This window comes from Actinoplanes oryzae (assembly GCF_030757795.1).
Lineage (GTDB): Bacteria > Actinomycetota > Actinomycetes > Mycobacteriales > Micromonosporaceae > Actinoplanes.
The window spans coordinates 79,117-104,845 of record NZ_JAUQWH010000002.1 but is presented as its reverse complement, the minus strand read 5'-3'; the positions used below and the strand labels follow the sequence as shown (position 1 = coordinate 104,845).

The following is a 25,729-nucleotide window of genomic DNA, read 5'->3' as shown; positions in this document are numbered from 1 at the left end:
AGTGCGTTCCAGATTGGAACTCACTACGAGCGACGGACGAGGTGGGTGCCGTGAGCGTCTTCTGGCGGTGGTGGACGGCCGGGACTGTCAGCGGTCTCGGCACGGCCATCGGGGGCGTCGCACTGCCGCTGACCGCGCTCGCGGTGCTCGACGCGTCGCCGTTCCAGATGGGTCTGATCGCCGCCGCGCGCTACGCCGCCTGGATCGTGATCGGCCTGCCGTCCGGGGTGATCGTGCAGCGCCTCCCCCTGCGCGGCACCCAGGTCGGCGCCGATCTGGCCCGGGCCGTCGCGGTCGGGTCCGTGCCCGTCGCCTGGTGGCTGGGCACCCTCTCGGTGACCCATCTCGTCGTGACCGCGCTCGTCATCAGCTTCGCCAACGTGCTGTTCGACGTCGCCAACTCGACGTTCCTGCCCGAGATCGTCGGCAAGGACCAGCTCCAGGCGCGCAACAGCCTCACCTCGGGCACCCACGCCTCCACCGAGCTGGGCGGCCCCTCCCTCGGCGGTGTCGTCGTCCAGGTCCTGGGCGCGGTGCCCACCCTGCTCTTCGACGCCGTCAGCTATCTGGTGTCCGCGGTCCTGCTGCGCAGCCTGCCCGAGCGGCGGGTGGCCCGGCCGGACAAGTGGCCGCCCGTGGCCGCGATGATCCGGGAGGGCTTCTCCTACGTCGTCCGGCACCCGGTGATGGGCCCCGGCATGTGGGCGGCCACGGCCGTCAACTTCGTCTGCGGCGTGCATCTCGCGCTCTTCCCGCTCTATCTGGTGCGTGACCTGCACGCCTCCCCCGGCGTGGTCGGGCTCATGCTCGCCACCGACGGCGTGGGCACCCTGATCGGCGCCGCGCTCACCACCCGGTTCACGACCGCCGTCGGCACGGCACGGGCGCTCCTGCTCACCGGCGGCACGGCGGCGGCAGGCGCGCTGCTCATCCCGGCCGGGGCGGGCGGGCTCGCGTACGGATCCTTCGCTCTGGGGAATTTGATCTTCGCGGGGTCCGTGGTGGTGCTGAGCGTGACCACCCGGACGTACCGGCAGACCGAGAGCCCGCCCGAGCTGCTCAGCCGGGTCATGGCGACGGTCCGGTTCGTGTCCTGGGGCGCCATTCCGATCGGCGGGCTGCTCGCGGGCGCCGCGGCCGGGCTGGTCGGCGCCCGGGCCACGCTCGTCGCGGCGGGAGTGGTGGCCGTGTGCGCTCCCCTGGCGTGGCTGCTGTCGCCGGCGCGCGACAAGCGGGACCTGGCGGAGGTGCAACCGTGAGCGGCCGCCGCTGCACCTGAACGGCTCTCGTCCGTCCCTAGCGTCAGTGAGACCCGGGCCACCAGGCCCGGGGCTTCCGCACGCTCAGGATCTCGAGGCCCGCATGCATGCCCTGCGCTCCGCACCGCACCGTGTGCTCGCTCTGCTCGTCGTCGTTGCTGTGGCCGTGGCCATGACGCTGTACATCAACCGCGCCGATGCCGCGATCACGACTCCGTTCGGCCAGGAGTTCGGGACCAACGCCAACGGCGCGATCCTGATGCGCGGCAACGTGAACCTCGTGTGCCCCACCGCCGCGACCGGCTGCACCGCCGCGCAGGGCGGCTCGGGCTCGACCACCGACGAGTCGTTGAACAACAACGGCTACGTCATGGAGAACGTCGGTGCGGACAGCGCGAACGGCATCTTCAACTCGAGCAGCGCGGCCATCGCGATGCCGGCGAACAGCACCGTGCTCTTCGCGGGCCTCTACTGGAGCGCGAACACGGCGGCGGGCACCAGCGGCGCGGCTGCGCCGACCGAGGCGGACAAGAACAAGGTCAAGTTCGCCGTCCCCGGTACGCCCGGCTGGTCCACGGTCACGGCCGGCAAGGTCAACGTCACGGCGACCACGGTCTTCCAGGGCTTCGCGGACGTCACCTCGGCGGTCGCCGGCGCGGGCAACGGCACCTACGCGGTCGGCAACATCCAGGCCGGCACGGGCAAGGACCGCCACGCCGGCTGGGCGCTCGTGATCGCGTACCAGAACGCCTCGCTGCCCATGCGCGACCTGCGCGTCTACGACGGCTTCGGGGTCGTCAGCAACTCCTCGACCAGCGTCGACATCACCGTCAACGGCTTCCTGACGCCCGGCTCCGGCCAGGTCACCACCAAGATCGGCACGGTCGTCTACGAGGGCGACCTGGGCAAGACCGGCGACGCCCTGAAGCTCAACGGCACCGCGATGACGGACGGCAAGAACCCCGCCGACAACTTCTTCAACAGCACCATCAGCGAGGGCGGCACGTCGATCACCGACCGGACGCCGAACTACGTCAACACCATGGGCCTGGACGTCGACCAGTTCGACGCCACCGGCAAGCTCGCCAACGGCGCCACCAGCGCGACCCTGACGCTGACCACGAGCGGCGAGACGTTCTACCCGGGCGTCGTCACCTTCACCACCGACCTGTACGCCCCCGACCTCACCGCCACGCTCACCGGCACCGACAAGACCGGAGACTCGCGGCTCATGCCCGGCGACGTCATCGAGTACTCGATCAGCGTCAACAACAAGGGCACCGACAACAGCCTGCACACCGTGCTGACCGACGCCGTGCCCGCCGGGACGACGTACGTGCCGGGCTCGCTGAAGATCGACGGCACCGCCGTGACGGACGCCTCCGGCGACGACCGCGGCGAGTTCGTCACCGACAGCGCGCAGGGCAAGACGACCTTCCGCCTCGGCACCGGCGCCACGGCGACCGCCGGCGGCACGCTCGCGACCGGCGCGACGACCGTGGTCACGTACCGGGTGAAGGTCAAGGACTCGACCCCGTCCGGCTCGACCATCACCAACGTCGCCGCGATGAGCTACGAGGGCGAGCACACCGGCCGCCTGATCTCCGGTACGAGCAACGTGGTCAACGCCACCGTCGACAAGCCCGTCGCCGACCTGTCCGCCGCCGTGACCGCCACCCCGGTGACGGTGCAGCGCGACCCGGCCCCGGCCACGGTGACGTACGTCGTGACGGTCACCAACAACGGCACGGACCGCGAGCCCCTGCCCGTCGCCAAGCTGACCCTGCCGACCGGCATCACCGTGAGCTCGCTGCCCGCCGGCTGCACGCAGTCCGGCCAGGACATCACCTGCGCGCTGAGCGCCCTGGAGAGCGGCACCTCCGGCACGGTCACCATCACCGCGACCGTGGGCAGCAGCGCCGTGCTCGACTCGGCCACCACCGTCGCGGTCTCCGGCTCCGGCACCGACAACACCCCGGGCAACAACACCGCGACCGCCCCGCTGCGGGTCAACAGCGTGCCCCAGGCGGGCGCCGACACGGCCAACACCGCCACCAGCACCGCCGCGACGATCAACGTCCTGACCAACGACAGCGACGCCGACGCCGGGGACACCCTGACTGTCGCCATGGGCGCCGCGCCCGCGCACGGCAGCGCCGTCGTCAACGCCGACAAGACGATCACCTACACGCCGACGACCGGCTGGGCCGGCACCGACACCTTCACCTACACGGTCAGCGACGGCTACGGCGGCACCGCCACCGGCACCGTGACCGTGAACGTCGACAACGCCCCGCCGGTGACCGCCGACGACACGGCGGCCACTCTTGCCGCCCAGCCGGTCACGATCGACGTGCTGGCCAACGACTCGGACCCCAACGGCGACCCGAAGAGCGTCGCGGCGGTCACCCAGCCCGCCGGCGGCACGGTCACCATCAGCGGCAACAAGGTCGTGTTCACCCCGAACGCCGACTTCAAGGGCCTGGCGACCTTCACCTACACCGCGTCGGACGGCCGGGGCGGCACCACGCCGGGCACGGTCAAGGTCACCGTCGCCAACGCGGCCCCGGCCGCGTCGAACGACATCGCCACCACGCCCTACCTCGCCGACGTGGTCATCAACGTCCTCGGGAACGACACCGACGCCAACAAGGACACGCTGACCATCACCAACGCCACCACGCCGGCGCACGGCACCGCCGACATCACCAGCGGCAAGATCACCTACCGCCCGGCGGCCAAGTTCTCCGGTACGGACACCTTCTCCTACACGATCTCCGACGGCACCGCGACGTCCACCGCCACGGTCACCGTGACCGTGGAGAACGCCGCGCCGACCGCCGCCGACCTCACGGCGGCCACCGACTACGACACCCCGGTCACCATCGACTGGGCGCCGAAGGCCGCGGACGCGAACAACGACCCGCTGACGATCATCGGCACGACGCAGCCGGGGCACGGCACGGCGTCCGTGGACGGCGACGGCAAGCTGGTCTACGAGCCCGACACCAGCTGGTCCGGCCCGGACACCTTCGAGTACACGGTCGGCGACGGCCGGGGCGGCGAGATCACCGCCAAGGTCACCGTGACCGTGGCGAACGCGGCGCCGATCGCCGGCGACGACCCGGTCAGCGCCGAGTCGAACGTGCCCACGACCCTGACCGTGCTCGCCAACGACGCCGACCCCAACGGCGACCCGCTGACGGTCACGATCACCACGATGCCCACGCACGGCACCGCGTCGGTCAACCCCGACGGCACGATCGCGTACACGCCGACCGCCGGCTACCTCGGGCCCGACAGCCTGGAGTACACGATCACCGACGGCAAGGGCGGCACGGCCACCGCGCTCGTCACCATCGCCGTGCTCAACTCGGCGCCGGTCGCGAAGCCCGACTCGGCCACCACGCCGACCGACACCGCGGTCACGCTGACCGTGCTCGACAACGACACCGACCCCAACGGCGACCCGATCTCGGTCACCGCGTTCACGAACGGCGCCCACGGCACTGTCACGCTGAGCGGCGGCAACCTGATCTACGTGCCGTCGGGCGGCTTCGCGGGCGTCGACACCTTCACCTACACGGTCGGGGACACGCACGGGAACACCGACACCGCGGTTGTCACGGTCACCGTGCAGAACGCGAACCCGATCGCCGTACCGGACACCGCCGTGGCCCAGCCGGGCACGCCGGCCGTCCTCAAGGTGCTCGCCAACGACACCGACCCGAACCTGGGCCAGGTGCTGCGCCTCAAGTCGGTCACCACGCCCGGCAAGGGCAAGGCGGTCGTCAGCGCCGACGGCAAGACGGTCACCTACACGGCCGACTCCGGCGCCAGCGGCACGGACACCTTCGAGTACACGGTGACCGACGACAACGGCGGCGAGGACACCGAGACCGTCACGATCACCATCCGCGCGCTGCCGGTCCCCGCGCCCGACAACGCGACGACCAAGGCCGGTACGGCGGTGACCGTCGACCTGCTCGGCAACGACACCGCCCCGGCGGGCGGCGCGCTGACCCTGGTCTCGGTGACCCAGCCGAAGCACGGCAAGGTGACGCTCGTCGACGGCAAGGCCGTCTATACGCCGGAGGCCGGCTATGTCGGCACCGACACGTTCACCTATGTCGTCCGGGACGCGTCGGGCGGCGAGGCCACGGGCACCGCGACCGTGGGCGTCGGCAACACGCCGCCGGTCGCGACCTCCGACCAGGCCGCCGCGGCCCGCAACGGCAAGACGGACATCGACGTGCTCGCCAACGACACCGACGTCAACACCGGCCAGAAGCTGACCGTGCAGTCGGTCAGCACGCCGGCGCACGGCAAGGCGACGATCGTGGACGGCAAGGTGCGGTACGTGCCGGACGCGGGCTGGACGGGTACGGACACCTTCACCTACGTGGTCGGCGACGGCAACGGCGGCACCGCGACGGGCACCGTCACCGTGACGGTCACCGGCGACGCCCCGGTGGCGCTGCCGGACTCGGCCACGACGCCGTACCAGCAGGCCGTGACCGTGAAGGTGCTGGCCAACGACCTGGACCCGGCCGGCGACCCGCTGACCGTGACCGCGGTGACCCAGCCGGAGCACGGCTCGGTGACCTTCACCGGCACCTCGGTGCGCTACACGCCGCCGGCCGGCTGGTCGGGGACGGCGACCTTCACCTACACGATCACCGACGGCACCGCGACGTCGACCGCCACGGTCACCGTCAAGGTGGGCCAGCCGCCGGTGGTGCCGGACAAGAGCGCGAACGCCAAGCCGGCCACCCCGGTGTCGGTCACGCTGCCCACCAAGGACGAGCACGGTACGCCGGTCACCGTCACCCGGATCGGCAAGCCCGCGCACGGTACGGCCAAGCTGAACGCCGACGGCACGGTCACGTACGTGCCGGAGGCCGGTTTCGCCGGGGCGGACAGCTTCACGTACTCGGCGGTCGACGCGGACGGCAACGTGGCCACCGGCACGATCAAGGTGATGGTGGCCGGCACCTCCACGGCCATCGCGCCGAAGGCGAAGAACGACACCGCCTCGGTGACCGCCGGCAAGTCGGTCATCGTCCAGGTCCGCGCCAACGACACCAACGCGGCCACGATCGTCAAGGTGAGCAAGCCGGCGCACGGCCATGCGGTGATCAACGCCGACGGCACGATCACGTACGCGCCGGACGACTCCTACGCCGGTGGCAAGGACACGTTCACCTACACCATCAGCGACGGCAACGGCGGCACCGCCAAGGCCACCGTGACGGTCACCGTGCACGAGGCCGACAACGGCACGAGCGGATCATTGATCAAGCTGCCGAAGACCGGTGCCGACCTCGCGTCGGTGGGCGGTGTGGGCATCCTGACGCTGATCGTCGGCGCGGCGCTCTTCTGGTTCGGCGGGCGCAGCCCGGCCTGGCTCCTGGCCGGCGGCACCCGGGACCGCGGCCCGGGCCGCCACCGCCCCGGCAAGCACGCCGCCTGACGGATCGCCCGGACCGGCATCACCCCTTGATGCCGGTCTGGGCGATGCCCTGGATGAACTGCCGCTGCAGGAAGACGAAGACCGCGATGACGGGTACGGACGCCAGCAGCGAGCCGGCCATGAGCACCGGATAGTCGGTCTGATACTGGCCCTGCAGCGACGCGAGCCCCGCCGCCAGCGTCATCTTGTCCGGGTCGGTGTTGACCACGAGCGGCCAGAACAGGTCGTTCCAGGACCACAGCAGCACCAGCACGGCCAGCGCCACCAGCCCGGGACGCGCGAGCGGCAGCACGATCGACCAGTAGATCCGCCACGGCCCGGCGCCGTCGATGCGCGCCGCCTCCTCGAGCTCCACCGGCAGGCCGAGGAAGAACTGGCGGAGCAGGAAGACGCCGAACGCGCTGAACAGCCCGGGCACGATGAGCGCCGGGAGGCTGTTGAGCCAGCCCAGGTCGGACATGATCTGGTACTGCGGAATGATGAACAGCTGCGGCGGCACCATGAGCACCGACAGGAAGAGTCCGAAGAGGAAATTCCGGCCGGGGAAACGCAGGCGCGCGAAGGCATAGGCCGCCATCGAGCAGAGAAAGACCTGTCCCACCGTACGGGCCAGGGCCGTGACCAATGTGTTGAGAAACTGCGTGCCGAACGGCAGCAGGTCGAACACCCGCCCGTAATTGGCCCAGTGGCCCTCGGGCAGCAGCGTCGGCGGCACGCTCGTGGCGCTGCTCAGCGTCTTGAGCGACGTGACGATCTGCCACAGGAACGGCGTGACCATCAGCACCGAGGCGACGATCAGCACCGCGTGCAGCCCGATCCGCCGGCTCTTCTCAGGCATAGTGCACCCACCGCTTCTGGAGCCGGAACTGGATCGCGGTCAGCACCACGATGATGAGCAGCAGGACCATCACGATCGCGGCGCCGTAGCCCCGGTCGTTGGTGACGAACGCCCGGTCGTAGAAGAGCTGCACGACCGTCTGCAGCCGGGGGAACGCGGGGTTCGCGCGGGCCGCGGCGCCCGACCCGCCGATGACGTACACGAGGTCGAAGAGCTGGAGCGAGCCGATCACCGAGACCACCGACACGAAGAAGGCGGTGGGCGACAGCAGCGGCAGCGTGATCCGGAAGAACTGCCGGAACGCGCCGGCGCCGTCGAGCGACGCGGCCTCGTAGTAGTCCGCGGGGATGGCCTGCATGCCGGCCAGGAAGATGATCAGGTTGTAGCCGACGCTGCTCCACACCCCGACGACCACCAGCGCGTAGAGCGCGGTGTCCGGATCCGCGACCCAGTTCGGCCCGTCGACGCCGGCCAGCGACAGCACGTAGTTGATCAGCCCGTAGTCGCCGTTGTAGAGCCAGCGCCACACCATCGCCACGGCGACCGGCATGGTGACCACGGGCAGGAAGAAGAAGGTGCGGTAGACGGAGACGCCGCGCATCTTCCGGTTGAGCAGCGCCGCGAAGACGATCGCCAGCGGGATGGAGAGCAGGCCCAGCAGCGTGTACGCGAACGTGTTGACCAGCGCGCGGCCCATCTCGGGGTCGTGCACCAGGCGCTCGTAGTTGGTCAGGCCGCTGAAGGTGTGGCCGCCGAAGGCGCCCCACTCGGTGAACGAGAAGTACGCCGTCTGCAGCACCGGCCAGAGGTAGAAGAGCCCGAGCCCGAGGGCCGTGGGGGCGATGAACGCGTACCCCCACAGCGCCTCGGTGACCCGGTGCCTGCGCGGGGACGTCATTCCTTGGCCAGCAGCGCGTTCATGTCGGTGGCCAGCTCGGTCGCGGCCTGCTCGACCGGCTGCTCCCCGCTCCACGCCTTGGTGAGGTGGCTCAGCTCGGCCTCGTTCCAGGCGGCGGTGTTCTTCGAGACCGGGAACGGCACGGCGTAGCTCACCGCGTCGAGGAAGGTCTGCAGCCTCAGCTCCGGGTGGGCGCTCACCCAGTCGGTCTGCGTGCCGGTGTAGGCCGGGATGGGACCGGTCTTCCCGAGAATCCGCGCGGCCGGCTGCGAGCCGAGGTACTTCACGAACTCCCAGGCCTGGTCCTTGTGCTCGCCCTTGGCCCCGACCACGTTGGCCACCCCGTGGATGATCGTCGCCTGCTTCTCCCCCGTGGGCAGCGGCGCGACGTCCACCTTGTCCTTGGTGTAGTCGTTGCCGGTGAACTCGAGGACGTCCCAGGAGCCGCCCCAGTACATCGCGATCTTCCCGGCCTCGAAGAGCTGGAGCGGGATGGTGTCCGTCATCGTCTTGAGGTCCGGCGAGTGCTTCTTCTCGATCAGGTCGGTCCAGAACTTGAGGCCGGCGATGGTCTTCGGGTCGGCGTAGCCGGAGCTCTTGCCGTCCGGGCTGATCACGTAGCCGCCGGCCTGGGCGATGGTGTTGTACTGGTACTCCTGGAAGCTGCTCAGCGACGCGGCGGTGCCGTAGACGCCCTTGCCCTCGTCGGTCAGCCTCGCGGCGGCGTCCTGGAAGTCGGCCCAGGTCCAGCCGTCCTTCGGATAGGGCACCTTCTTCGCGTCGAAGAGCGCCTTGTTGTACCAGACGCCGACGGTGTCCATGTCCTTCGGCAGGCCGTACATCTTGCCGTCGAAGGTGTAGAGGTCCACGAGCGCCTTCGGATAGACCGACGTGTCGACCTGCTCGGGGTTCGGGCTGATCACGCCGTTCGAGGCGTACAGCTGGAAGTTGGGGCCGTTCATCCAGAAGACGTCGGGCGCGTCCCCGCCGGTGGCCGCGGCCTTGAGCTTGGTCCAGTAGCCCTCCCACGGGGTCAGCTGGACGTCGACGGTGATGTTCGGGTGGCTCTTGGTGAAGTCGGCGGCGAGCTGGTCCATCGCGGCCTTCTGGGTCTGGTCCCAGACCGCGTAGGACAGGGTGACCTTGTCGTCGGATCCGGACGAATCCTGGGAACAGGCGGACAGCATCAGGGCCGTGGCCCCGAGGAGTGCAGCGGCGATTCGTGTGGTGGCGCGCATACGTGGTCCCTCCGACACCCGCCGTGGCCCGGCGGTCCTGCGCTTGAGGAATTATCATGGGGACCAGTGAAATTATGGCAAGGCCTTCGATTGTTACGACTTCATCAACATTCAGGCCCGGGAGAACTGGTCGGTCGACGTGAAGCCCGACCTGGAGGCGAGCACCGCCTCGATGTGATCGGCCGCCAGCTTGACCGCGCCGAGCGCCACACCACGCCCGGCCAGCTCCGAGACGCGGATCTCCGGCGTCCGCAGGCACCAGCGGTCCAGCTCCTGCCGCAGCGGCCCGGCGATCAGGTCCCCCGCGCTCGAGAAGGCGCCGCCGACCACGACCAGCTCCGGGTCCAGCGTCAGGACCAGCGCCGACACGCCGAGGGCGAGGTCCTTCACGTACTTCCTGATCGCCGCCGCGGCCCGCCGGTCGCCCGCCCGGGCCGCCGCGAAGATGTCGCCGCCCTCGGGCCGCTTCAGGTGCTCGGGGGCGCGGGTCCAGCCCACCGCGGGCAGCGCGCCGATCTCGCCGGCCGCGTTGCCGAAGCCCCGGTGCAGCTTGCCGTCGATGATCAGCCCGACGCCGGTGGCCACCCCGGAGAGGATGAACACGACGTCCTTCGCGTGCCGCGCCACGCCCAGCCAGCCCTCCGCCAGCGCCGCGAGCTTACTGTCGTTCTCGACCAGGACGGGCCCGCCGACCAGGCCCCGGACGTGCGCCGCCAGGTCCACGCCGGTCCACTCGCGCAGCGCCTCGGAGAGCATGACCTTGCCCGTGCCGTCGACCAGCCCGGTCGTCGCGACCCCGCTGGCCCACACGCGGTCGCCGCGCAGGCCCGCCTCCTTGAGCACCGCACCCACCGCCCGGTCCGTGGCCGCCAGCCGCTCGGCGCGGCCGAGCTCGGGCGTGACGGCGACCCGGTGGCTGTGCAGCACCTCGCCGTCCAGGTCGGTGAGCAGGGCGAGCACCTCCTGCCGGCCGATGTCCACGCCGAGCAGCCGCCCCGCGTCCGCCCGGAAGCGGTAGCGCCGCGCCGGCCGCCCGACCCCGCCGGCCGTGGGCTCGGCCTCCGTCACCCAGCCACGGCCGAGCAGATCGCGCACGACATCCTCGGTCGAGGCGCGGGACAGGCCGGTGCGGCGCGACAATTCGGTGAGGGTCAGGCCGCCCTCCGCGGCCCGCACCACCTTGAGCGCCGCCAGCGCGTTGAGCTGACGAAGCCGGGACAGATCCCCGCCGCTGGTCAAGCCGGACCCCCTTGTGAACGACGCCGTCGGCCACCAATAATCATGGACTCCAGAGTAACGTTCCGGAGGGACCCATGCCCGCAGTGACTCTAGCCCTCGCCGGCGCCGGCCTGAGGGGTCAGGCGTACGCCCGGCACGCGGTCGCCTCCGGTCGCGGCCGCGTCGTCGCCGTCGCCGAGCCCGACCGGCACCGCCGCGAACGGGTCGCCGCCGAGTTCGGCATCCCGCCCGAGCACGTGTACGAGGACTGGGCCGGACTGGCCGCGCAGCCCCGCCTCGCCGACGCCGCCGTGATCGCGACCCAGGACCGCATGCACCTCGGCCCGGCCGTCGCCCTGGCCGACCTCGGCTACCACATCCTGCTCGAGAAGCCGATGGCCCCGACCGAGCCCGAGGCCACGGCCATCGCGGACGCCGCCCTGCGCAACGGCGTCATCTTCGCGGTGTGCCACGTGCTCCGGTACACGCCGTACACCAGGATGATCAGAAAGGCGCTCGACGACGGGCTGATCGGCCGGCTGGTGAGCGTGCAGCACCTGGAGCCGGTGGGCTGGTGGCACCACGCGCACTCCTTCGTGCGCGGCAACTGGCGCAACTCCACGGAGTCGGGGCCGATGCTGCTCACCAAGAGCTGTCACGACATCGACTGGCTGGTCTACGTGTTCGGGCGTACGCCCCGGCGGGTCAGCTCCTTCGGCAGCCTCACCCACTTCCGGGCCGCCGAGCGCCCGCCCACGGCCGCCGACCGGTGCGTCGACTGCCCACTCCAGCAGACGTGCCCGTACTCGGCCACGAAGTTCTACCTGGCGGCGCTGGCCGACGAGGAGCAGCACTTCTGGCCGCTGGGCGCGATCACCGACGAGTTCACCGAGGGCGCCGTGCTCGAGGCGCTGCGCACGGGCCCGTACGGCCGCTGCGTCTACGCCAGCGACAACGACGTGGTCGACCACCAGGTCGTGACGATGGAGTTCGCCGACGGCGCGACCTGCTCCTTCACGATGAGCGCCTTCACACCCATGGAGCACCGCAGGACCCGCCTGCTGGGCACCCACGGCTACCTCGACGGCGACGGCCACACCGCCCGCTACGTCGACTTCCGCACCGGCGCCGAGACCACCCTCACCGCCACGGTGCCCGGCGGTCCCGACGCCGCCGGCGGCCACGGCGGGGGCGACGAGGGTCTGCTGGACGCCTTCCTCGCGGCCGTGGCCTCGAACGACCCGTCGCTGCTCACCTCGGACGCGGTCCAGAGCCTCGCCACCCACCGCGTCGTCTGGGCCGCCGAGGAAGCCCGCCACACCGGCACCGTCGTCACCCTCGCCGACTGAGGCCCCGCCGTGGCTCCTCATCGGCCGCGGCGGGCGTACGACAAAAGGAAGAGCGGGCCGCCGGGGAGGGCGACCCGCTCTTCGTGCCTTGCGACGGGCTCACCCCGCGAGGGGGCTCACCCGGGTGGGGCTGGACTCAGAAGTCCATGTCCCCGCCGCCCGGGGCACCGGCCGGGGCCGGGGTCTTCTCGGGCTTGTCGGCCACGACGGCCTCGGTGGTGAGGAACAGCGCGGCGATCGACGCGGCGTTCTGCAGCGCCGAGCGGGTGACCTTGGCCGGGTCGATGATGCCCGCGGCCAGCAGGTCGACGTACTCGCCGTTGGCGGCGTTGAGGCCGTGGCCGGCCTCCAGGTTGCGCACCTTCTCCACCACGACGCCGCCCTCGAGGCCGGCGTTCACGGCGATCTGACGCAGCGGGGCGTCGAGCGCGACCTTGACGATGTTGGCACCGGTGGCCTCGTCGCCGGTCAGGTCCAGCTTGTCGAACGCGGTCTTGCCGGCCTGCACCAGGGCCACGCCACCGCCGGGCACGATGCCCTCCTCGACGGCCGCCTTCGCGTTGCGCACGGCGTCCTCGATGCGGTGCTTGCGCTCCTTGAGCTCGACCTCGGTGGCCGCGCCGACCTTGATGACCGCAACGCCGCCGGCCAGCTTGGCCAGGCGCTCCTGCAGCTTCTCGCGGTCGTAGTCGGAGTCCGACTTCTCGATCTCGGCGCGGATCTGGTTGACCCGGCCCTGGATCTGCTCGGCGTTGCCGGCACCGTCGACGATGGTGGTCTCGTCCTTGGTGATGACGACCTTGCGGGCCTGGCCCAGCAGGCTCAGGTCGGCGGCGTCGAGCTTGAGGCCGACCTCCTCGCTGATGACCGTGCCGCCGGTGAGGATGGCGATGTCGTCGAGCATGGCCTTGCGGCGGTCACCGAAGCCCGGGGCCTTGACGGCGACGGACTTGAAGGTGCCACGGACCTTGTTGACGACCAGGGTCGCCAGGGCCTCGCCCTCGACGTCCTCGGCGATGATGATCAGCGGCTTGCCGCCCTGCATGACCTTCTCCAGCACCGGGAGCAGGTCCTTCACCGCGGAGATCTTGCTGTTCGCGATGAGGATGTAGGGGTCGTCGAAGACGGCCTCCATGCGCTCCGCGTCGGTCATGAAGTAGGCCGAGATGTAGCCCTTGTCGAAGCGCATGCCCTCGGTGAGCTCGAGCTCGAGACCGAAGGTGTTGCTCTCCTCGACGGTGATGACGCCTTCCTTGCCGACCTTGTCCATGGCCTCGGCGATGATCTCGCCGACCGTGGAGTCACCGGCGGAGATGGAGGCGGTGGAGGCGATCTGCTCCTTGGTCTCCACGTCCTTGGCGAGCTGCGAGAGGCCCTCGGAGACGCTGGCGACGGCGGCCTCGATGCCCCGCTTGAGGGCCATCGGGTTCGCGCCGGCCGCGACGTTGCGCAGACCCTCACGGACCAGCGCCTGGGCCAGGACGGTCGCGGTCGTCGTGCCGTCACCGGCGACGTCGTCCGTCTTCTTCGCGACCTCCTTGACCAGCTCGGCGCCGATCTTCTCGTAGGAGTCCTCGAGCTCGATCTCCTTGGCGATCGACACACCATCGTTGGTGATGGTGGGAGCGCCCCACTTCTTCTCGAGCACGACGTTGCGGCCCTTGGGGCCGAGCGTCACCTTGACGGCGTCGGCGAGCTGGTTCATGCCACGCTCGAGGCCGCGACGAGCTTCCTCGTCGAATGCGATGATCTTGGCCATACGGCTGTGTCCTCCTGGACATTCGCGGCGCCGGGCCTCGTCGGCCCGCATTCCGCACGTCGAGAAACGCTGTGGACGTCGCCACCTGGCGATGCGACGTCCTCAGGCCGAGCCGGATAGCCCGCGACGACCGGTCCCGTGCCCCGGCGCCGATGGCGGCACCGCGGCCGTGACCCCACCGTCCCGACCTGCTGGCACTCACTGGTCGCGAGTGCCAAGAACTTGTTTAGCACTCCCCTGGGGCGAGTGCAAGGACAACAGCCATGTCCGGGCTCCCGCGCAACACTTCGATGATCACAATGCGTGAACGATCCGCGGACTGCGGATTCCGGCCGGAGACGCCCGCCGGCGGCAATCCCCCTGCTCGGCGACCACCGGGCGGAGGACAGGCTGGTGACACCCGCCGGACACCTGCCCATAATGAGCTGTTTGCCCGATTCGATCTGGACAGATCAATGCTAAATTGGCCGTCGCTCCTGGTCGGCGACCATCCGTCAGCGATTGACGGCACGTGTAGCGTGCCGGGGGCGGCGAGCCAGCCGGAAGACAGCGGGCGATCCGGCCTCGACCGGATTGAGGAGTGAGCGGAGTGGACAACCGTACTGTCGGCGCGGACGAGCGCGCCCACCTACGGGAAGCGGAGGCCCAGCGGATCCCGGCGCAGCGGTCACCCAGCGTCACCGGGTCCGCCGAGGATCAAGCAACGCGTCCGAGCACCAGCACCAGGCCGCTGCTCAGCGTCGTGGTGCCCGCTCACGACATCGAGACCTATCTCGACGAGTGCCTGACGTCGCTCGCCCGCCAGACCTACCACAACCTCGAAGTCATCGTGGTGGACGACGGCTCGGTCGACGGCACCGCGGCGATCGCCGACGCCTGGGCGGCCAAGGACTCCCGCTTCACGGCGATCCACCAGAGCGAGAGCGGCCCGGGCATCGCCCGCAACACCGGCATCGCGGCCGCCAAGGGCACCTTCCTGGCCTTCTGCGACGGCGACGACATCGTCCCGTCCTACGCCTACGAGCTGCTCATCAACACCCTGGACCACACCGGCTCCGACTTCGCGTGCGGCGCGGTCCGGCTCCTGACCTCCAAGGGCGCCGCCCCGTCGGGCATGCACACCGCGACCTTCAGCAAGACCGTGCTGCGCACCCACGTCCGGGAGCGGCACGCCCTGCTGCGCGACCGCACCATGTGGAACAAGGTCTACCGGCGCCGGTTCTGGGACGAGAACGGGATCACCTTCCCGCCCGGCCTGCACGAGGACATCCCGCCGTCGCTGATCGCCCACGCGATGGCCACCACGGTCGACGTCCTCAGCGTGCCGGTCTACTACTGGCGCCGCCGCGAGGCCGGCGAGCAGTCGATCACCCAGCGCCTCAACGACTGGGGCACCACCGGCGACCGCTTCCGGGCGATCGACACCGTCAGCAGCTTCCTGCAGGACCACGGCCAGGACGAGGTCAAGCAGGCCTACGACTACAACGTGCTGGTCGACGACTTCGCGATCGTCGCCCGCCAGCTGCCCGACGCCGGCCCGGAGTTCCAGGCGGCGTTCATGCGCGAGGTCAAGCTCTTCCTCGACCGGGTGTCGCCCGACACGATGGACCGCCTGCCCCCCAAGTTCAAGGTGCTCTGGCACCTCGTGCGCCAAGACAAGCTCGCGGAAGTCATCGAGGTGCTGCAGGCCAGCCGGCCCGGCATGACGGTCGGCACCAAGCACGAGGGCAACAAGCGCTACGCCGAGCTGCCCTTCCTGGACGACCCGGCGGTGGGCGTCCCGCGTGAGCTCTACGAGCTGGGCAAGCCGGCGCTCCGCAGCCGGGTCACCGAGGTGACCTGGCGCGACGGCAAGCTCGTCCTCCGTGGCTACGCCTACGTCGACGGCACCCCGGCCAACTCCCGGTGGACCTCGGTGCGCGTCATCCGCCTGCGCGAGCGCAAGACCGGCCGCACGATCACGCTGCCCACCACCGCGCGCCGCGAGCCCGAGGCGACCGCCACCTCCAGCCGCCCCCAGCAGTCGTACGACTGGTCCGGCTTCGAGGTCACCATCGACCCGGTCGACCTGCAGTCCGGCGGCGGCTGGACCGAGGGCCGCTGGCAGATCGCGGTCGGCGTGCTCTCCGGCACCAAGCTGCGCAAGGGCCGGCTCAAGGTCGGCGCGCTGCCGACCAAGCTGCGCCTCACCCGCCAGGTGCTGGACGCCTCCACCCAGATCACCCCGTCGACCGACGGCGCCAACATGATGCTGCGCATCGACAAGGTGTCCGCCAAGGCGACCTCGATCACCTTCGAGGACGACAAGCTCGTCATCGCCGGCCAGGTCCTCGGCAGCCAGCCGAGCGCCGGACGCATCCGGCTGTGCCGGGTCCCCGACATCGCCGACGCCCACGCGGCGGTCGAGTTCGGCGAGACCCGGCACGGCAGCACCCCGTTCCGGGCGGTCATGGACCTCAAGGACCTGCTCGGCGACGCCGGGCCGGCCAGCATGCCCCCGCCCGGCGGCCCGATGGACCGCTGGCGCATCCAGATGGGGTTCTTCAGCGGCGGCCAGCGGTCCGAGCACCTGGTCAGCGACGACCTCCCGAGCGCCTGGACCACCGCGTTCGACCGGCACGTCTTCGTCCGCCGCTCCACCGCGGGCTTCCTGTGGCTGTGCGCCCGCGCCCAGGGCCCGGTGGCCCGGACGGCCGGGTGGGAGCCCGACGGCACGCTCGTGCTGACCGGTGACTTCCGGCCGGTCGACGGCCCGCCGGAGATCAAGCTGCGGACCCGCAACGGCACCGACGAGTGCCCGATCGAGGTCACCGTCGACGGCGACCAGTGGGCGGCGCGGATCAACCCGAGCAAGGTGCCGTCCTGGGGCAGCGTGATCGAGCTGCGGCCCTCGCTGTGGGACATCCTGGTCTCGCACCGGGCCGAGGGCCCCAACAGGTTCACCAACCTGGTCGTGGCGAACGCCGTCCGGGCGATCTGCCCGGCCTACTCGCCCGACGAGCACCGCGAGTTCCTCCTGGAGCTCTCCGACGGCGACTTCGTGGCGCTGCGGGCCGGCTCGGTGCTCCGGGTGGAGGAGCGCGGCGCCTACGCCCGCACCCAGCTGCGCGAGAAGCGGACAGCCACCCTGCGCCGCAGCCCACTGCGCGACGCCGTGCTGTTCGAGTGCTTCGGCGGCCGGCAGTACTCGGACAGCCCGAGGCGGATCCACGAGGAGATCCTCCGCCGCGGGCTGCCGCTCGAGGCGCAGTATCTGACGGTCCGTGACGGGCAGGCCCCCGTGCCGGAGACGCTCACCCCGGCCCGCCTCGGCGGCACCGAGTGGTACGAGGCCCTCGCCACCGCGCGCTTCATCGTCACCACCTCGCACCTGCCGGACTGGTTCGTCCGCCGCCCCGGCCAGGTCGTGGCGCAGATCTGGCACGGCACCCCGCTCAAGCGGCTGGCGTTCGACGTCGACGACATCCGCCACGCCGACTGGAACTACCTGGAGCGGGTCGAGCGCGAGACGCCCAACTGGTCGTTCCTGGTGTCGCCCAACCGCTTCAGCACCCCGATCCTGCAGCGGGCCTTCCGCTACCAGGGCGAGATGCTCGAGTCCGGCTACCCCCGCAACGACGTGCTCGTCAACCAGGACCCGGTGGCCATGGCCGCCATCCGCGAGCGCATCGGCCTCCCGGAGGGCAAGCGCGTCGTCCTGTACGCCCCCACCTGGCGGGACGACGAGTTCTACGGCTCGGGCCGCTACAAGATGTCGATGCACCTCGACCTCGCCGCCGCCCGCCGGGCCCTGGGCGACGACCACGTCGTGCTGGTGCGCCGCCACCCCAACGTCGTCGACCCCATCCCGAACGACGGCTCGGGCTTCGCCATCGACGTGTCGACCTACCCCGACATGGCGGACCTCTGCTCGATCGCGGACGTGCTGATCACGGACTACTCCTCGGTGATGTTCGACTTCGCCAACACCGGGCGGCCGATCCTGCTCTTCACGTACGACCTCGAGCACTACCGGGACCGGCTGCGCGGCTTCTACTTCGACTTCGAGAACGAGGCCCCCGGCCCGCTCCTGATGACGTCCGACGACGTGATCAAGACGCTGGTGGAGGTCGCGGCGGACCCGACGGCCTACCAGGACGAGCGGGCGGCGTTCCGGGCCCGCTTCTGCGACCTGGACGACGGGAAGGCGACGCGGCGGGTGCTGGACCGCATCCTGGAGCTCGGCGGCTGACGCGCCGGTGACGGACCGGAGTCCCGCCGCGCTGTCCGGGCGGCGGGTTCTCCGGTGGTGATTCCGTCGTCCGGGTTGCCGGTGGCGGCCTTACCAGGTAGGCAGGCAGCATGACCAGCACCCTGGCCCCGACGCTGACCGTGCACCGGGTGACGCCCGAGGACGCGGCGCGGATGCGGGCGTTGCGCCTCGAGATGCTGGCCGACAGCCCGCTCGCGTTCCTGGAGTCGGTGGCGCAGGCCGCCGCCCGGCCGCACGCCGACTACTGCCGGCGGATCGCGCAGGCGGCGACGGGCGAGCACCTGGCCCAGTTCGTCGCGGATCCCGGCGGACGGCTGGTGGGGCACGCCGGGGGCACTGTGCTGCCCGAGGCGCCCGGGGCGACGGTGGTCTTCGCGGTCTATCTCACGCCCGCCCACCGCGGCCGCGGCGTGCTCGCCTCGCTGATCGACGCCGTCGCCGAGTGGTCGCTGGCGTGCGGCCGGGACGAGCTGATGCTGGAGGTCGTCGTCGGCAACGACCGGGCCGTGCGGGCCTACGAGCGGATCGGCTTCGAGGACACGGGCGTACGCGTCCCCCACCCGGTCGTCCCCGGGCTGCGCGAGCTGCAGATGCGGCGGCGCGCATGAGGCTGCGATCCGCGGTGAACCTGCTCAACGGCACCACGGGCGCGGGCGTCCTGCTGGCCCTCCTGAGCGGCACCAGACTGCGGCGCGGGCGGGACGGCATCCTGGTCGCCGAGGGCTACCGGCGGCGCGTGCCCCCGGCGACCTGCTTCACAGTCGGCTCGGTGATCCTGACCCGCCGCCCGGCCGCGTGGCTGCTGCACCCCGACCGCGCGGAGCTGTTCGCCCACGAGAGCCGCCACGCCGACCAGTACGCGCTGCTGGGCCCACTGTTCTGGCCGGCCTACTGGGCGACGTGCGGCTGGTCCTGGGCGCTCACCGGCTCGTACGGCGCCCGCAACGCCTTCGAACGGCACGCCGGCCTGGCCCACGGCGGCTACCGCGACCTGCCCCTGCGGCGCGGGTTGCGCCGGGTCGCCGGCGGCGGGCTCAGAGCGTGGCTTGCCACTGCACCCAGGCCTCGGGCCGGAGGCGGGCTCAGAGCGTGGCTTGCCACTGCACCCAGGCCTCGGGCCGGAGGCGGGCTCAGAGCGTGGCTTGCCACTGCACCCAGGTCTCGCGGCGGCGGTAGCCCAGCGCCTCGTTGACCGCCAGCATAGGGGCGTTCTCCGCCGCGTTGAAGGTGTCGACCGCCCGCAGCTCCGGCCGGTCGGCGCGGGTGAAGGCCAGGTTCGCGGCCTTGACGGTCAGCCCGAGCCCGTGCCCGCGGTGCGGCGGGTCGACGATCGTGATCTGCTGCCAGGCCTGCCACCGGACGTCGTCCGGGCACGTGATCATGGTCCAGGCGACGAGGCGATCGGTCGCCACGTGGACGGCGCCGGTGTGGAAGGCCGTGCGGTTGCGCCGGACGATCGCCTCCTCGGCCTCGCGGACCCGGGCGGCGTCGACCTTTTCCGGCTCCCACGCGAGATCGCCGGTGGGTGCGTCGGCGAGCAGGCGGCTGTCCAGGTAGGCGATGTCGTCGACGTACTCGTCGGGGGCGTGGTCGACCCACTGCACCAGGCGGTAGCCGGCGGCGACGGGCGGCGCGGCGACGGCGTCCGGCACGTCCAGCCGGCTGCGGACCTCGGGCAGCCCGGGAACGGCACCCATGGCGGCGGCGAAGGCCGGGCCGTCGGGCAGCCGGTCGATGGCCGGGGCGATCAGGTGCTTGCGGCCGAGGGCGCGGGCACGCTCGACGGCGAGTGCGTAGAGTGCCCGTCCCACCCCGCGCCGCCGGTGCTCGGGATGCACGGCAAGGTGCAGATTGACAGCGGTCCCCGATTCCGGGAAGCCGGCCTCGAGGAAGCCGGCCGGCGTGCCGTCGTCGAGGCGGGCGAGGAAGAACTCGTAGGTGCTGCCGGGCCACGGGGCCTCGATGCGGCCGAGAAAGCCCGCGCGGGACCAGAAGGGGATCTCCGGCGTCTCGTGCTCGGCGGAGGCGCGGGCCACGGCATAGGCGTCATCGTGGTCGGCGGGGGTGAGCGGGGTGATGTGCACCCGCGGATGGTGGTCCATCCACGGGGCACCGCACCAGCGAATTTGGTCGAGAGGGCGCGCGCACGGCGCCTCCGGCACCGGGTCGTTGGACCCCCGGGAGAGATTGTTTCCAAGCTCAAAGGTGGGGGTCTCGTACGGCGTCGCGCCCTCCCGCGTAGAGCATCCTGCCGATCCGGAGATCGGCGCGCAAGCCCTCCTGGGGAGTAATTTAGACCGTCGGCAGAGGATCGATCACGCAGCGTGATCGGCGGCCGGATCAGCCCAGCAGGCCGGCCTCACGGGCGCCCCGCAGCGACGGCTTGATCCGGTGGGTCGGCCCGACCAGGCCCGCCACGGCGTCGATCGTCTTGAGGCCCTCGCCGGTGTTGTAGACCACGGTCTCCTTCTCGGGGTCGAGCTTGCCGCTCTCGACCAGCTTCTTGAGGACGGCGACGGTGGTCCCGCCGGCGGTCTCGGCGAACACCCCGGTCGTCCGGGCAAGAAGCCGGATGCCCTCACGGATCTCGTCGTCGTCGGCGTAGTCCATCCAGCCGCCCGTGCGCTTGACCGCCTCGATCGCGTACGCCCCGGCGGCCGGGTCGCCGATGTTCAGCGACTTCGCGATGCCGGTCGGCTTGACGGGCACGATGGTGTCGGAGTCGTTCTGCAGGGCCGTGGCGATCGGGTTGCAGCCGGCCGACTGCGCGCCGAAGACGGTCCAGCCGCCCTCGGGCGCCTCCACCAGCCCGATCTCGACCAGCTCGCTGAACGCCTTGTCGACCTTCGTCAGCAGCTCGCCGGAGGCCATCGGGATGACGACCTGGGCCGGGATGCGCCAGCCCAGCTGCTCGGCCACCTCGTAGCCCAGCGTCTTGGAGCCCTCCGCGTAGAACGGGCGGACGTTGACGTTGACGAACGCGGTGTCCTCGAACTCGTCCGTCTCGACGAGCTCGCCGCACAGCCGGTTGACGTCGTCGTAGGAGCCGTCGATGGCGACGAGCTCCCCGCCGTACACCGCGGTGGTGATGACCTTGCCCTGCTCGAGGTCGCTGGGGATGAACGTGATCGAGGGGACGCCGGCCCGGGCGGCGTGCGCGGCCACCGAGTTGGCCAGGTTGCCGGTCGACGCGCAGGCGAAGCGGGTGAAGCCCAGCTCACGGGCGGCGGTGAGGGCCACCGACACCACCCGGTCCTTGAACGAGTGGGTCGGGTTGGCCGAGTCGTCCTTGACCCACAGCGGGGCCCGCAGGCCGATCTCGGCGGCCAGCGCCGGCGCGCTCACCAGCGGCGTCATGCCGGGGTCGAGCGTGACCCGGGTGGCGGCGTCCTGCCCGGCCGGGAGCAGCGCCGCGTAGCGCCAGATGTTCTGCGGACCCGCCTCGATCTGCTCCCGCGTCACCTTGGCCAGCGCCGCGGTGTCGTAGGCGACCTCGAGCGGGCCGAAACACTCGTAACAAGCGTGCTGCGCGGCGAGCGGGAACTCGGCACCGCAGCCGCGGCACACGAGCGAGCGGGCGGGGCTGATGGAGGTGGTGGGGGCGTCGACCGTCGACGTCATGCGAGGCTCCTTCTCATCTTCCCTGGCGCAGGATCACTGCAAACCAGGACGGAATTAGCACCTGCCGTGCCTCTGCCTCGTCATCGAGTCGAGCGCGGTGGTTGCCGGGGTGTCGTCGGGCCGTGTCCCTCTACCCCTCTGGATGAGGTATTCAGTTGTTACGACCACCTTACGTCCTCGCCCCGGAAAGCCAACCCGCTCATCCCGAGGTGTGAGCGGGATCTAACGCTTCGGCGAGGTGATGACGGGGCTCGCGGGCGGAGGTGTCCAGTTCGAGGCAGCGGCCCATGGCGTTCGCCGCGGCTGCCGGGTCGCCCGCCGCCGCGAAGCAGTGGGCGGCGCGGAACCAGCCGACCGCCCCCGCGCCCGTGCCCAGCTCGCCCGCCCGGGAGAACCAGTGGGCCGCCGAGCGGAGGTCACCCGCAGCGGCATGGCCGGCGCCCAGCTGGAGGCGGACGTCCACGCAGTAGGGGTCGGCCCGGGCCAGGCGGTCGCAGCAGGCCACGATCTCCGACGGGTCGCCGGCCCGCATCGCGATGCGCAGGGCGAGCTCCGCCAGGCACCGGTCGTTCTCGTCGCGCGGCAGCCCGGGGGCTATCGCCTCGTGGAACGACAACGCCAGGCCGGCGTGGCGGCGGGCGCCGCCGAGGTCGCCGTCGCGCAGCAGGAGCATGGCGACGGCCCGGGAGAAGTGGCTCACCACCAGGGGGTCGGCGACCTGCCGGGCGCGGGCGAGGCCGAGGTCGAGGAAGCGGTGCGCGTCCGGGCCGCTCGTGCGCAGCGAGTGCCCGATCCACTGGAAGACCGCCGTGGTCGCGAGGACCGGGTCGGGCGACTCGGTCAGGGCGGCGAAAAGCGGCAGAGCCCTGTCGAATCTTCCGGTACGCGCCAGCACCCGCCCCACGTCCAGCACGTACCAGTCGTGCGTGACGTCGCCGGTGGGCCGGACGTCGCCCGCCAGCCGGAGCGCCACATCGCAGAACGACAGCTGGGCGAGGTGGAAGACGACCAGGCCACGGGCGTGGTCGTCGAGGCCGGGGAAGGCGTCGATCGCGTCCACGAGCGTCTGCCAGCCCGGGGGCCGCAGGTGCGGGGCCAGGGCGGCGGGCTCGCGGCACCCGTACGCGTCGAGCCCCGCGTGCCGGGCCACCTGACCGCGCTGACCGGGCACCCCGATCAGCGAGAACGGTGACCGGGGCGCCCGCTCCGGGGCACGCAGCCAGGCGTTGACGACCGGCACGGCGCGCAGCCGCACGGCGGTGAACGGGCTGTCCCGCAGGTCCAGCAGGGGCCGCCAGAAGACGGCGAGCCGGTTGGCGGCGATGTCCGGGGCGCCCTCGCGGCGGGGGAAGCCGCCCCGGACATCCGTACGCGTGTAGACCGCACTGGTCATGACGCCGGCAGCGCGGTCGTGGTGGCGTAGCCGCCGTCGTGATAGACCAGCGGGCCGCGCGGGCGGTGGCCGGCCGCGCTCACCACCTCGCCCAGCACCTGCAGATGGTCGCCGACGGGGTGGACCGAGACGGTCCGCGCAACGAGCCGGTCGACGCCGTCGAGCAGGGGCACCCCGCCGGGCCCCGCGGTGGTCGCGAGGCCGGCGAAGCGGTCGATTCCCCGGGCGGCGAAGCGCCGGGCCAGCCCCGCCTCCCCGGCCGCCAGCAGGTGGACCCCGAAGACGTCCGCCCGCACCACCGCCGCGGCGGCCGACGACTCCTCGGCCACGAAGAACGTGACCAAGGCGGGCCGCAGGGACACGGAGGTGAACGACGTCGCGGTGAAGCCGGCCGGGCCGGGCACGGTGACGACGGTGACCCCGGCGGCGTGCCTGCGCAGGGCGCGCCGCACGAAGTCGGCGGCCGGGACGGCGGTGGCGGTCATGAGCGCGGCTTGCGGTAGGTGGCGATGACCACGCCCGACGCCCAGTCCAGCAGGGTCGGCACGAGGTCCGGCTCGACGAGGATCTCCTTGCGGAACAGCTCCACGCGCGGCGGGTGCTCGGGCGCCCAGCTGTCCTGGGGCAGCAGGTCGTCGGCGACGACGATGGCGCCGTCGGCCAGGACGCGGAACAGCGAGTCGCGGCGGTGGAACTTGGTGATCGTGGTGTCGACGAAGGCGAAGTCGAAGGGCTCGCCGTCGTAGGCCTCCAGCCACTCGGTCGCGTCCGAGGTCACCACCTCGACCCGGTCGTCGCCGGCGAGCATCTGGCGGCAGACGTCGGCGTAGCGGCCGTGCACCTCCAGCGAGGTCAGGCGGGCGTCGGCGTCCATGCCGTCGAGCATCCAGCCGGCCCCGACGCCGATCCCGGCGCCCACCTCCAGGATCCGGCCGCCGGGCTTGCTGGCGACCAGGGTCCGCAGCAGCGCACCCACGCGCGGCTCGGAGGACATCATGAACCTGCCGGCCACGGCGCGTGCCTCGGCCTTGCGGCTGACCTCGGGGATGTCGATCGGGAAGTCGCTCATCGGACAGTCTCCTTCGCTTGCAGTGGGGTGGGTTCGGACGGGACGGGCAGGAGGCGCCGGGCCACGATCTCGGTGAACACGGCCCGGGCGAGCCAGTAGGCGAGGACGCCGAGGAACGCGCCGCGCAGTCCCCAGCCCGTCGCCGTGGCCCCGAGCCAGCCGACCGGCAGCTGGACGAGGAGGGCGGCGGCGAGGTTGGCGTACATGTCCTTGCGGGTGTGGCCGAGGGCGCGGATCAAACTCAGGTTGCCGAGCGTCAGGGCCATCAGCGGCACGCAGAGGGCGACCAGGGGCAGCACGGTCACCGTCTGCTCGCGGACGTCGGCGAACGAGGTGAAGATGCCGGCCACCGGATGCGCGAACACGACCAGGAGCAGGGCGATCAGCACGGCGGGGACGAGCAGGACGCCGCGCCCGGCCGACCACAGGCCGCGTACGGCCGCGGGGTCCTCCGCCCCCGCCGAGCGGCCGATGAGGATCCGGGCCGCCGCACCGAACGACATGCCGATGCCGAACAGGAACAGCGTGATCTCGAAGGCCACGCGGCCCCCGGCCAGGGCGGTCGTGCCGACCGAGCCGAGGATGGCGAAGAAGACGGCCATGCCCGCGTAGTCGAGCCCGTTCGACACGACGGCGGGCCAGGCGAGCCGGGGCACCGACGTCTCGAAGTCCGGCGGCGGCAGGGCGGGACCGGACGCGCCCAGGCGACGCCACAGCCCGAAGCGACGGGCGCTGACGGCCAGGCAGGCGAGGCCGATCAGCCAGGCGAGGGTGGTGGCGAGCCCGTTGCCGGCCGCCCCGAGCCGCGGGAACGGGCCCGGGCCGTAGATGAGCGCGGCGTCCAGCCCGAGGTTGGCGGCGTTGACCACGATGCTCGCGAGGGCGGCGTAGCGGGTCTCCCCGTACGCGTTCAGGCTCGCCGTCAGCAGCGTGAACGGGACGATCAGCAGCAGTGTCGGGGCGCGCGTGGCCAGGTAGTCGGCACCGATCTGCCGCACCTGCTCGTCGCCGCCGGAGACCAGGCCGCTGAGCCAGCCCCCGGCCGCGTACGTGACGACGGTGAGCAGGATCGCCGCGCCGCCGCACCAGCGCAGCGCCGAGGCGAGCGAGCGCCGGATGCCCGCCGGGTCCTTGCGGCCGGCGAACCGGGGAGCGAGGATCTGATAGCTGACCATCGCGGCCAGCACCACGTTGGCGAAGATGTCGAAGACGGCCGAGGTGCCGGCGACCGCCGCCAGGTCCGCCGGGCCGAAGCGGCCCATCATCGCGGTGTCGATGACGCCGGACAGCGACGCCGACAACGCGCCGAGCAGCATCGGGAAGCCGAGCGCCGCGATCGTGCGCGAGGAGGACATGATGGCT

Annotated in this window: 17 protein-coding genes and 1 riboswitch; of the genes, 6 read left to right on the top strand and 11 right to left on the bottom strand. The window is 71.5% G+C overall.

Translation table 11 applies throughout. The annotated features are described in order from the left end of the window. The first annotated feature begins 41 nt into the window (after positions 1–41). Together RBH18_RS01390 and RBH18_RS01385 are read left to right on the top strand one after the other, a co-directional pair. Positions 42–1,259, top strand: a complete 1,218-nt coding sequence (locus RBH18_RS01390; protein ID WP_306203958.1) for an MFS transporter — start codon at positions 42–44, stop codon at positions 1,257–1,259. A 172-nt stretch (positions 1,260–1,431) separates the two neighbouring features. Then, the gene (locus RBH18_RS01385) at positions 1,432–6,732 is read left to right on the top strand and encodes an Ig-like domain-containing protein (RefSeq protein ID WP_306204032.1); all 5,301 of its coding nucleotides are present in this window, start codon (positions 1,432–1,434) and stop codon (positions 6,730–6,732) included. A gap of 19 nt (positions 6,733–6,751) precedes the next feature. On the opposite strand, the gene RBH18_RS01380 is transcribed toward RBH18_RS01385, so the two are convergent. The 4 genes from RBH18_RS01380 to RBH18_RS01365 form a co-directional block, all read right to left on the bottom strand. Beyond that, positions 6,752–7,570: a carbohydrate ABC transporter permease gene (locus RBH18_RS01380; protein ID WP_306203957.1), complete on the bottom strand. Its 819-nt coding sequence runs from the start codon at positions 7,568–7,570 to the stop codon at positions 6,752–6,754. Next, positions 7,563–8,468, bottom strand: coding sequence for a carbohydrate ABC transporter permease (locus tag RBH18_RS01375; protein WP_306203956.1), 906 nt, complete (start codon positions 8,466–8,468; stop codon positions 7,563–7,565). The genes RBH18_RS01380 and RBH18_RS01375 overlap by 8 nt, the downstream gene beginning before the upstream one ends. After that, the gene (locus RBH18_RS01370) at positions 8,465–9,706 is read right to left on the bottom strand and encodes an ABC transporter substrate-binding protein (RefSeq protein WP_306203955.1); all 1,242 of its coding nucleotides are present in this window, start codon (positions 9,704–9,706) and stop codon (positions 8,465–8,467) included. The genes RBH18_RS01375 and RBH18_RS01370 overlap by 4 nt, the downstream gene beginning before the upstream one ends. Before the next feature lie 111 nt (positions 9,707–9,817). Further along, positions 9,818–10,945, bottom strand: coding sequence for an ROK family transcriptional regulator (locus tag RBH18_RS01365; protein ID WP_306203954.1), 1,128 nt, complete (start codon positions 10,943–10,945; stop codon positions 9,818–9,820). 74 nt (positions 10,946–11,019) lie between these two features. Between RBH18_RS01365 and RBH18_RS01360 the strand changes: the two genes are divergently transcribed. Further along, the gene (locus RBH18_RS01360; RefSeq protein ID WP_306203953.1) at positions 11,020–12,273 is read left to right on the top strand and encodes a Gfo/Idh/MocA family protein; all 1,254 of its coding nucleotides are present in this window, start codon (positions 11,020–11,022) and stop codon (positions 12,271–12,273) included. Positions 12,274–12,409: 136 nt separating this feature from the next. On the opposite strand, the gene groL is transcribed toward RBH18_RS01360, so the two are convergent. Further along, positions 12,410–14,032: a chaperonin GroEL gene (groL, locus tag RBH18_RS01355; RefSeq protein ID WP_306203952.1), complete on the bottom strand. Its 1,623-nt coding sequence runs from the start codon at positions 14,030–14,032 to the stop codon at positions 12,410–12,412. A 589-nt stretch (positions 14,033–14,621) separates the two neighbouring features. Here groL and RBH18_RS01350 point away from each other — a divergent pair. The 3 genes from RBH18_RS01350 (at position 14,622) to RBH18_RS01340 (ending at position 19,476) form a co-directional block, all read left to right on the top strand. Next, positions 14,622–18,263 (top strand): bifunctional glycosyltransferase/CDP-glycerol:glycerophosphate glycerophosphotransferase, encoded by a 3,642-nt coding sequence (locus RBH18_RS01350; RefSeq protein WP_306203951.1) that lies wholly within the window; start codon positions 14,622–14,624, stop codon positions 18,261–18,263. Between the two features lie 110 nt (positions 18,264–18,373). After that, complete coding sequence (locus tag RBH18_RS01345) at positions 18,374–18,892, top strand: GNAT family N-acetyltransferase (RefSeq protein WP_306203950.1); 519 nt, start codon at positions 18,374–18,376, stop codon at positions 18,890–18,892. Then, a complete protein-coding gene (locus RBH18_RS01340) occupies positions 18,889–19,476 on the top strand; it encodes a hypothetical protein (RefSeq protein ID WP_306203949.1) in 588 nt (195 codons plus the stop codon). Before RBH18_RS01345 ends, RBH18_RS01340 begins: the two co-directional genes overlap by 4 nt. Here the strand turns inward: RBH18_RS01340 and RBH18_RS01335 are convergent. The 6 genes from RBH18_RS01335 to RBH18_RS01310 form a co-directional block, all read right to left on the bottom strand. After that, complete coding sequence (locus tag RBH18_RS01335; RefSeq protein WP_306203948.1) at positions 19,415–20,386, bottom strand: GNAT family N-acetyltransferase; 972 nt, start codon at positions 20,384–20,386, stop codon at positions 19,415–19,417. The genes RBH18_RS01340 and RBH18_RS01335 overlap by 62 nt on opposite strands. A gap of 238 nt (positions 20,387–20,624) precedes the next feature. Next, positions 20,625–21,905 carry a threonine synthase gene (thrC, locus tag RBH18_RS01330; protein WP_306203947.1) on the bottom strand — a complete coding sequence of 427 codons (1,281 nt, stop codon included), beginning with the start codon at positions 21,903–21,905 and terminating at the stop codon, positions 20,625–20,627. Between the two features lie 10 nt (positions 21,906–21,915). Next, positions 21,916–22,054, bottom strand: a riboswitch (SAM riboswitch). Between the two features lie 50 nt (positions 22,055–22,104). Next, a complete protein-coding gene (locus RBH18_RS01325; RefSeq protein ID WP_306203946.1) occupies positions 22,105–23,298 on the bottom strand; it encodes a tetratricopeptide repeat protein in 1,194 nt (397 codons plus the stop codon). Beyond that, complete coding sequence (locus RBH18_RS01320; RefSeq protein WP_306203945.1) at positions 23,295–23,783, bottom strand: flavin reductase family protein; 489 nt, start codon at positions 23,781–23,783, stop codon at positions 23,295–23,297. The genes RBH18_RS01325 and RBH18_RS01320 overlap by 4 nt, the downstream gene beginning before the upstream one ends. Further along, complete coding sequence (locus RBH18_RS01315; RefSeq protein ID WP_306203944.1) at positions 23,780–24,367, bottom strand: O-methyltransferase; 588 nt, start codon at positions 24,365–24,367, stop codon at positions 23,780–23,782. The genes RBH18_RS01320 and RBH18_RS01315 overlap by 4 nt, the downstream gene beginning before the upstream one ends. Beyond that, complete coding sequence (locus RBH18_RS01310) at positions 24,364–25,722, bottom strand: MATE family efflux transporter (RefSeq protein ID WP_306203943.1); 1,359 nt, start codon at positions 25,720–25,722, stop codon at positions 24,364–24,366. Before RBH18_RS01310 ends, RBH18_RS01315 begins: the two co-directional genes overlap by 4 nt. Positions 25,723–25,729 lie beyond the last annotated feature (7 nt).

What these genes read in the sequence shown, in the direction of transcription:
- RBH18_RS01315 (WP_306203944.1), bottom strand. Translation starts at nt 24,367, where the DNA reads ATGAGCGACTTCCCGATCGACATCCCCGAGGTCAGCCGCAAGGCCGAG.
- RBH18_RS01385 (WP_306204032.1), top strand. Translation starts at nt 1,432, where the DNA reads ATGACGCTGTACATCAACCGCGCCGATGCCGCGATCACGACTCCGTTC.
- RBH18_RS01360 (WP_306203953.1), top strand. Translation starts at nt 11,020, where the DNA reads ATGCCCGCAGTGACTCTAGCCCTCGCCGGCGCCGGCCTGAGGGGTCAG.
- thrC (WP_306203947.1), bottom strand. Translation starts at nt 21,905, where the DNA reads ATGACGTCGACGGTCGACGCCCCCACCACCTCCATCAGCCCCGCCCGC.
- RBH18_RS01310 (WP_306203943.1), bottom strand. Translation starts at nt 25,722, where the DNA reads ATGTCCTCCTCGCGCACGATCGCGGCGCTCGGCTTCCCGATGCTGCTC.
- RBH18_RS01380 (WP_306203957.1), bottom strand. Translation starts at nt 7,570, where the DNA reads ATGCCTGAGAAGAGCCGGCGGATCGGGCTGCACGCGGTGCTGATCGTC.
- RBH18_RS01320 (WP_306203945.1), bottom strand. Translation starts at nt 23,783, where the DNA reads ATGACCGCCACCGCCGTCCCGGCCGCCGACTTCGTGCGGCGCGCCCTG.
- groL (WP_306203952.1), bottom strand. Translation starts at nt 14,032, where the DNA reads ATGGCCAAGATCATCGCATTCGACGAGGAAGCTCGTCGCGGCCTCGAG.
- RBH18_RS01335 (WP_306203948.1), bottom strand. Translation starts at nt 20,386, where the DNA reads ATGGACCACCATCCGCGGGTGCACATCACCCCGCTCACCCCCGCCGAC.
- RBH18_RS01345 (WP_306203950.1), top strand. Translation starts at nt 18,374, where the DNA reads ATGACCAGCACCCTGGCCCCGACGCTGACCGTGCACCGGGTGACGCCC.
- RBH18_RS01375 (WP_306203956.1), bottom strand. Translation starts at nt 8,468, where the DNA reads ATGACGTCCCCGCGCAGGCACCGGGTCACCGAGGCGCTGTGGGGGTAC.
- RBH18_RS01340 (WP_306203949.1), top strand. Translation starts at nt 18,889, where the DNA reads ATGAGGCTGCGATCCGCGGTGAACCTGCTCAACGGCACCACGGGCGCG.
- RBH18_RS01370 (WP_306203955.1), bottom strand. Translation starts at nt 9,706, where the DNA reads ATGCGCGCCACCACACGAATCGCCGCTGCACTCCTCGGGGCCACGGCC.
- RBH18_RS01325 (WP_306203946.1), bottom strand. Translation starts at nt 23,298, where the DNA reads ATGACCAGTGCGGTCTACACGCGTACGGATGTCCGGGGCGGCTTCCCC.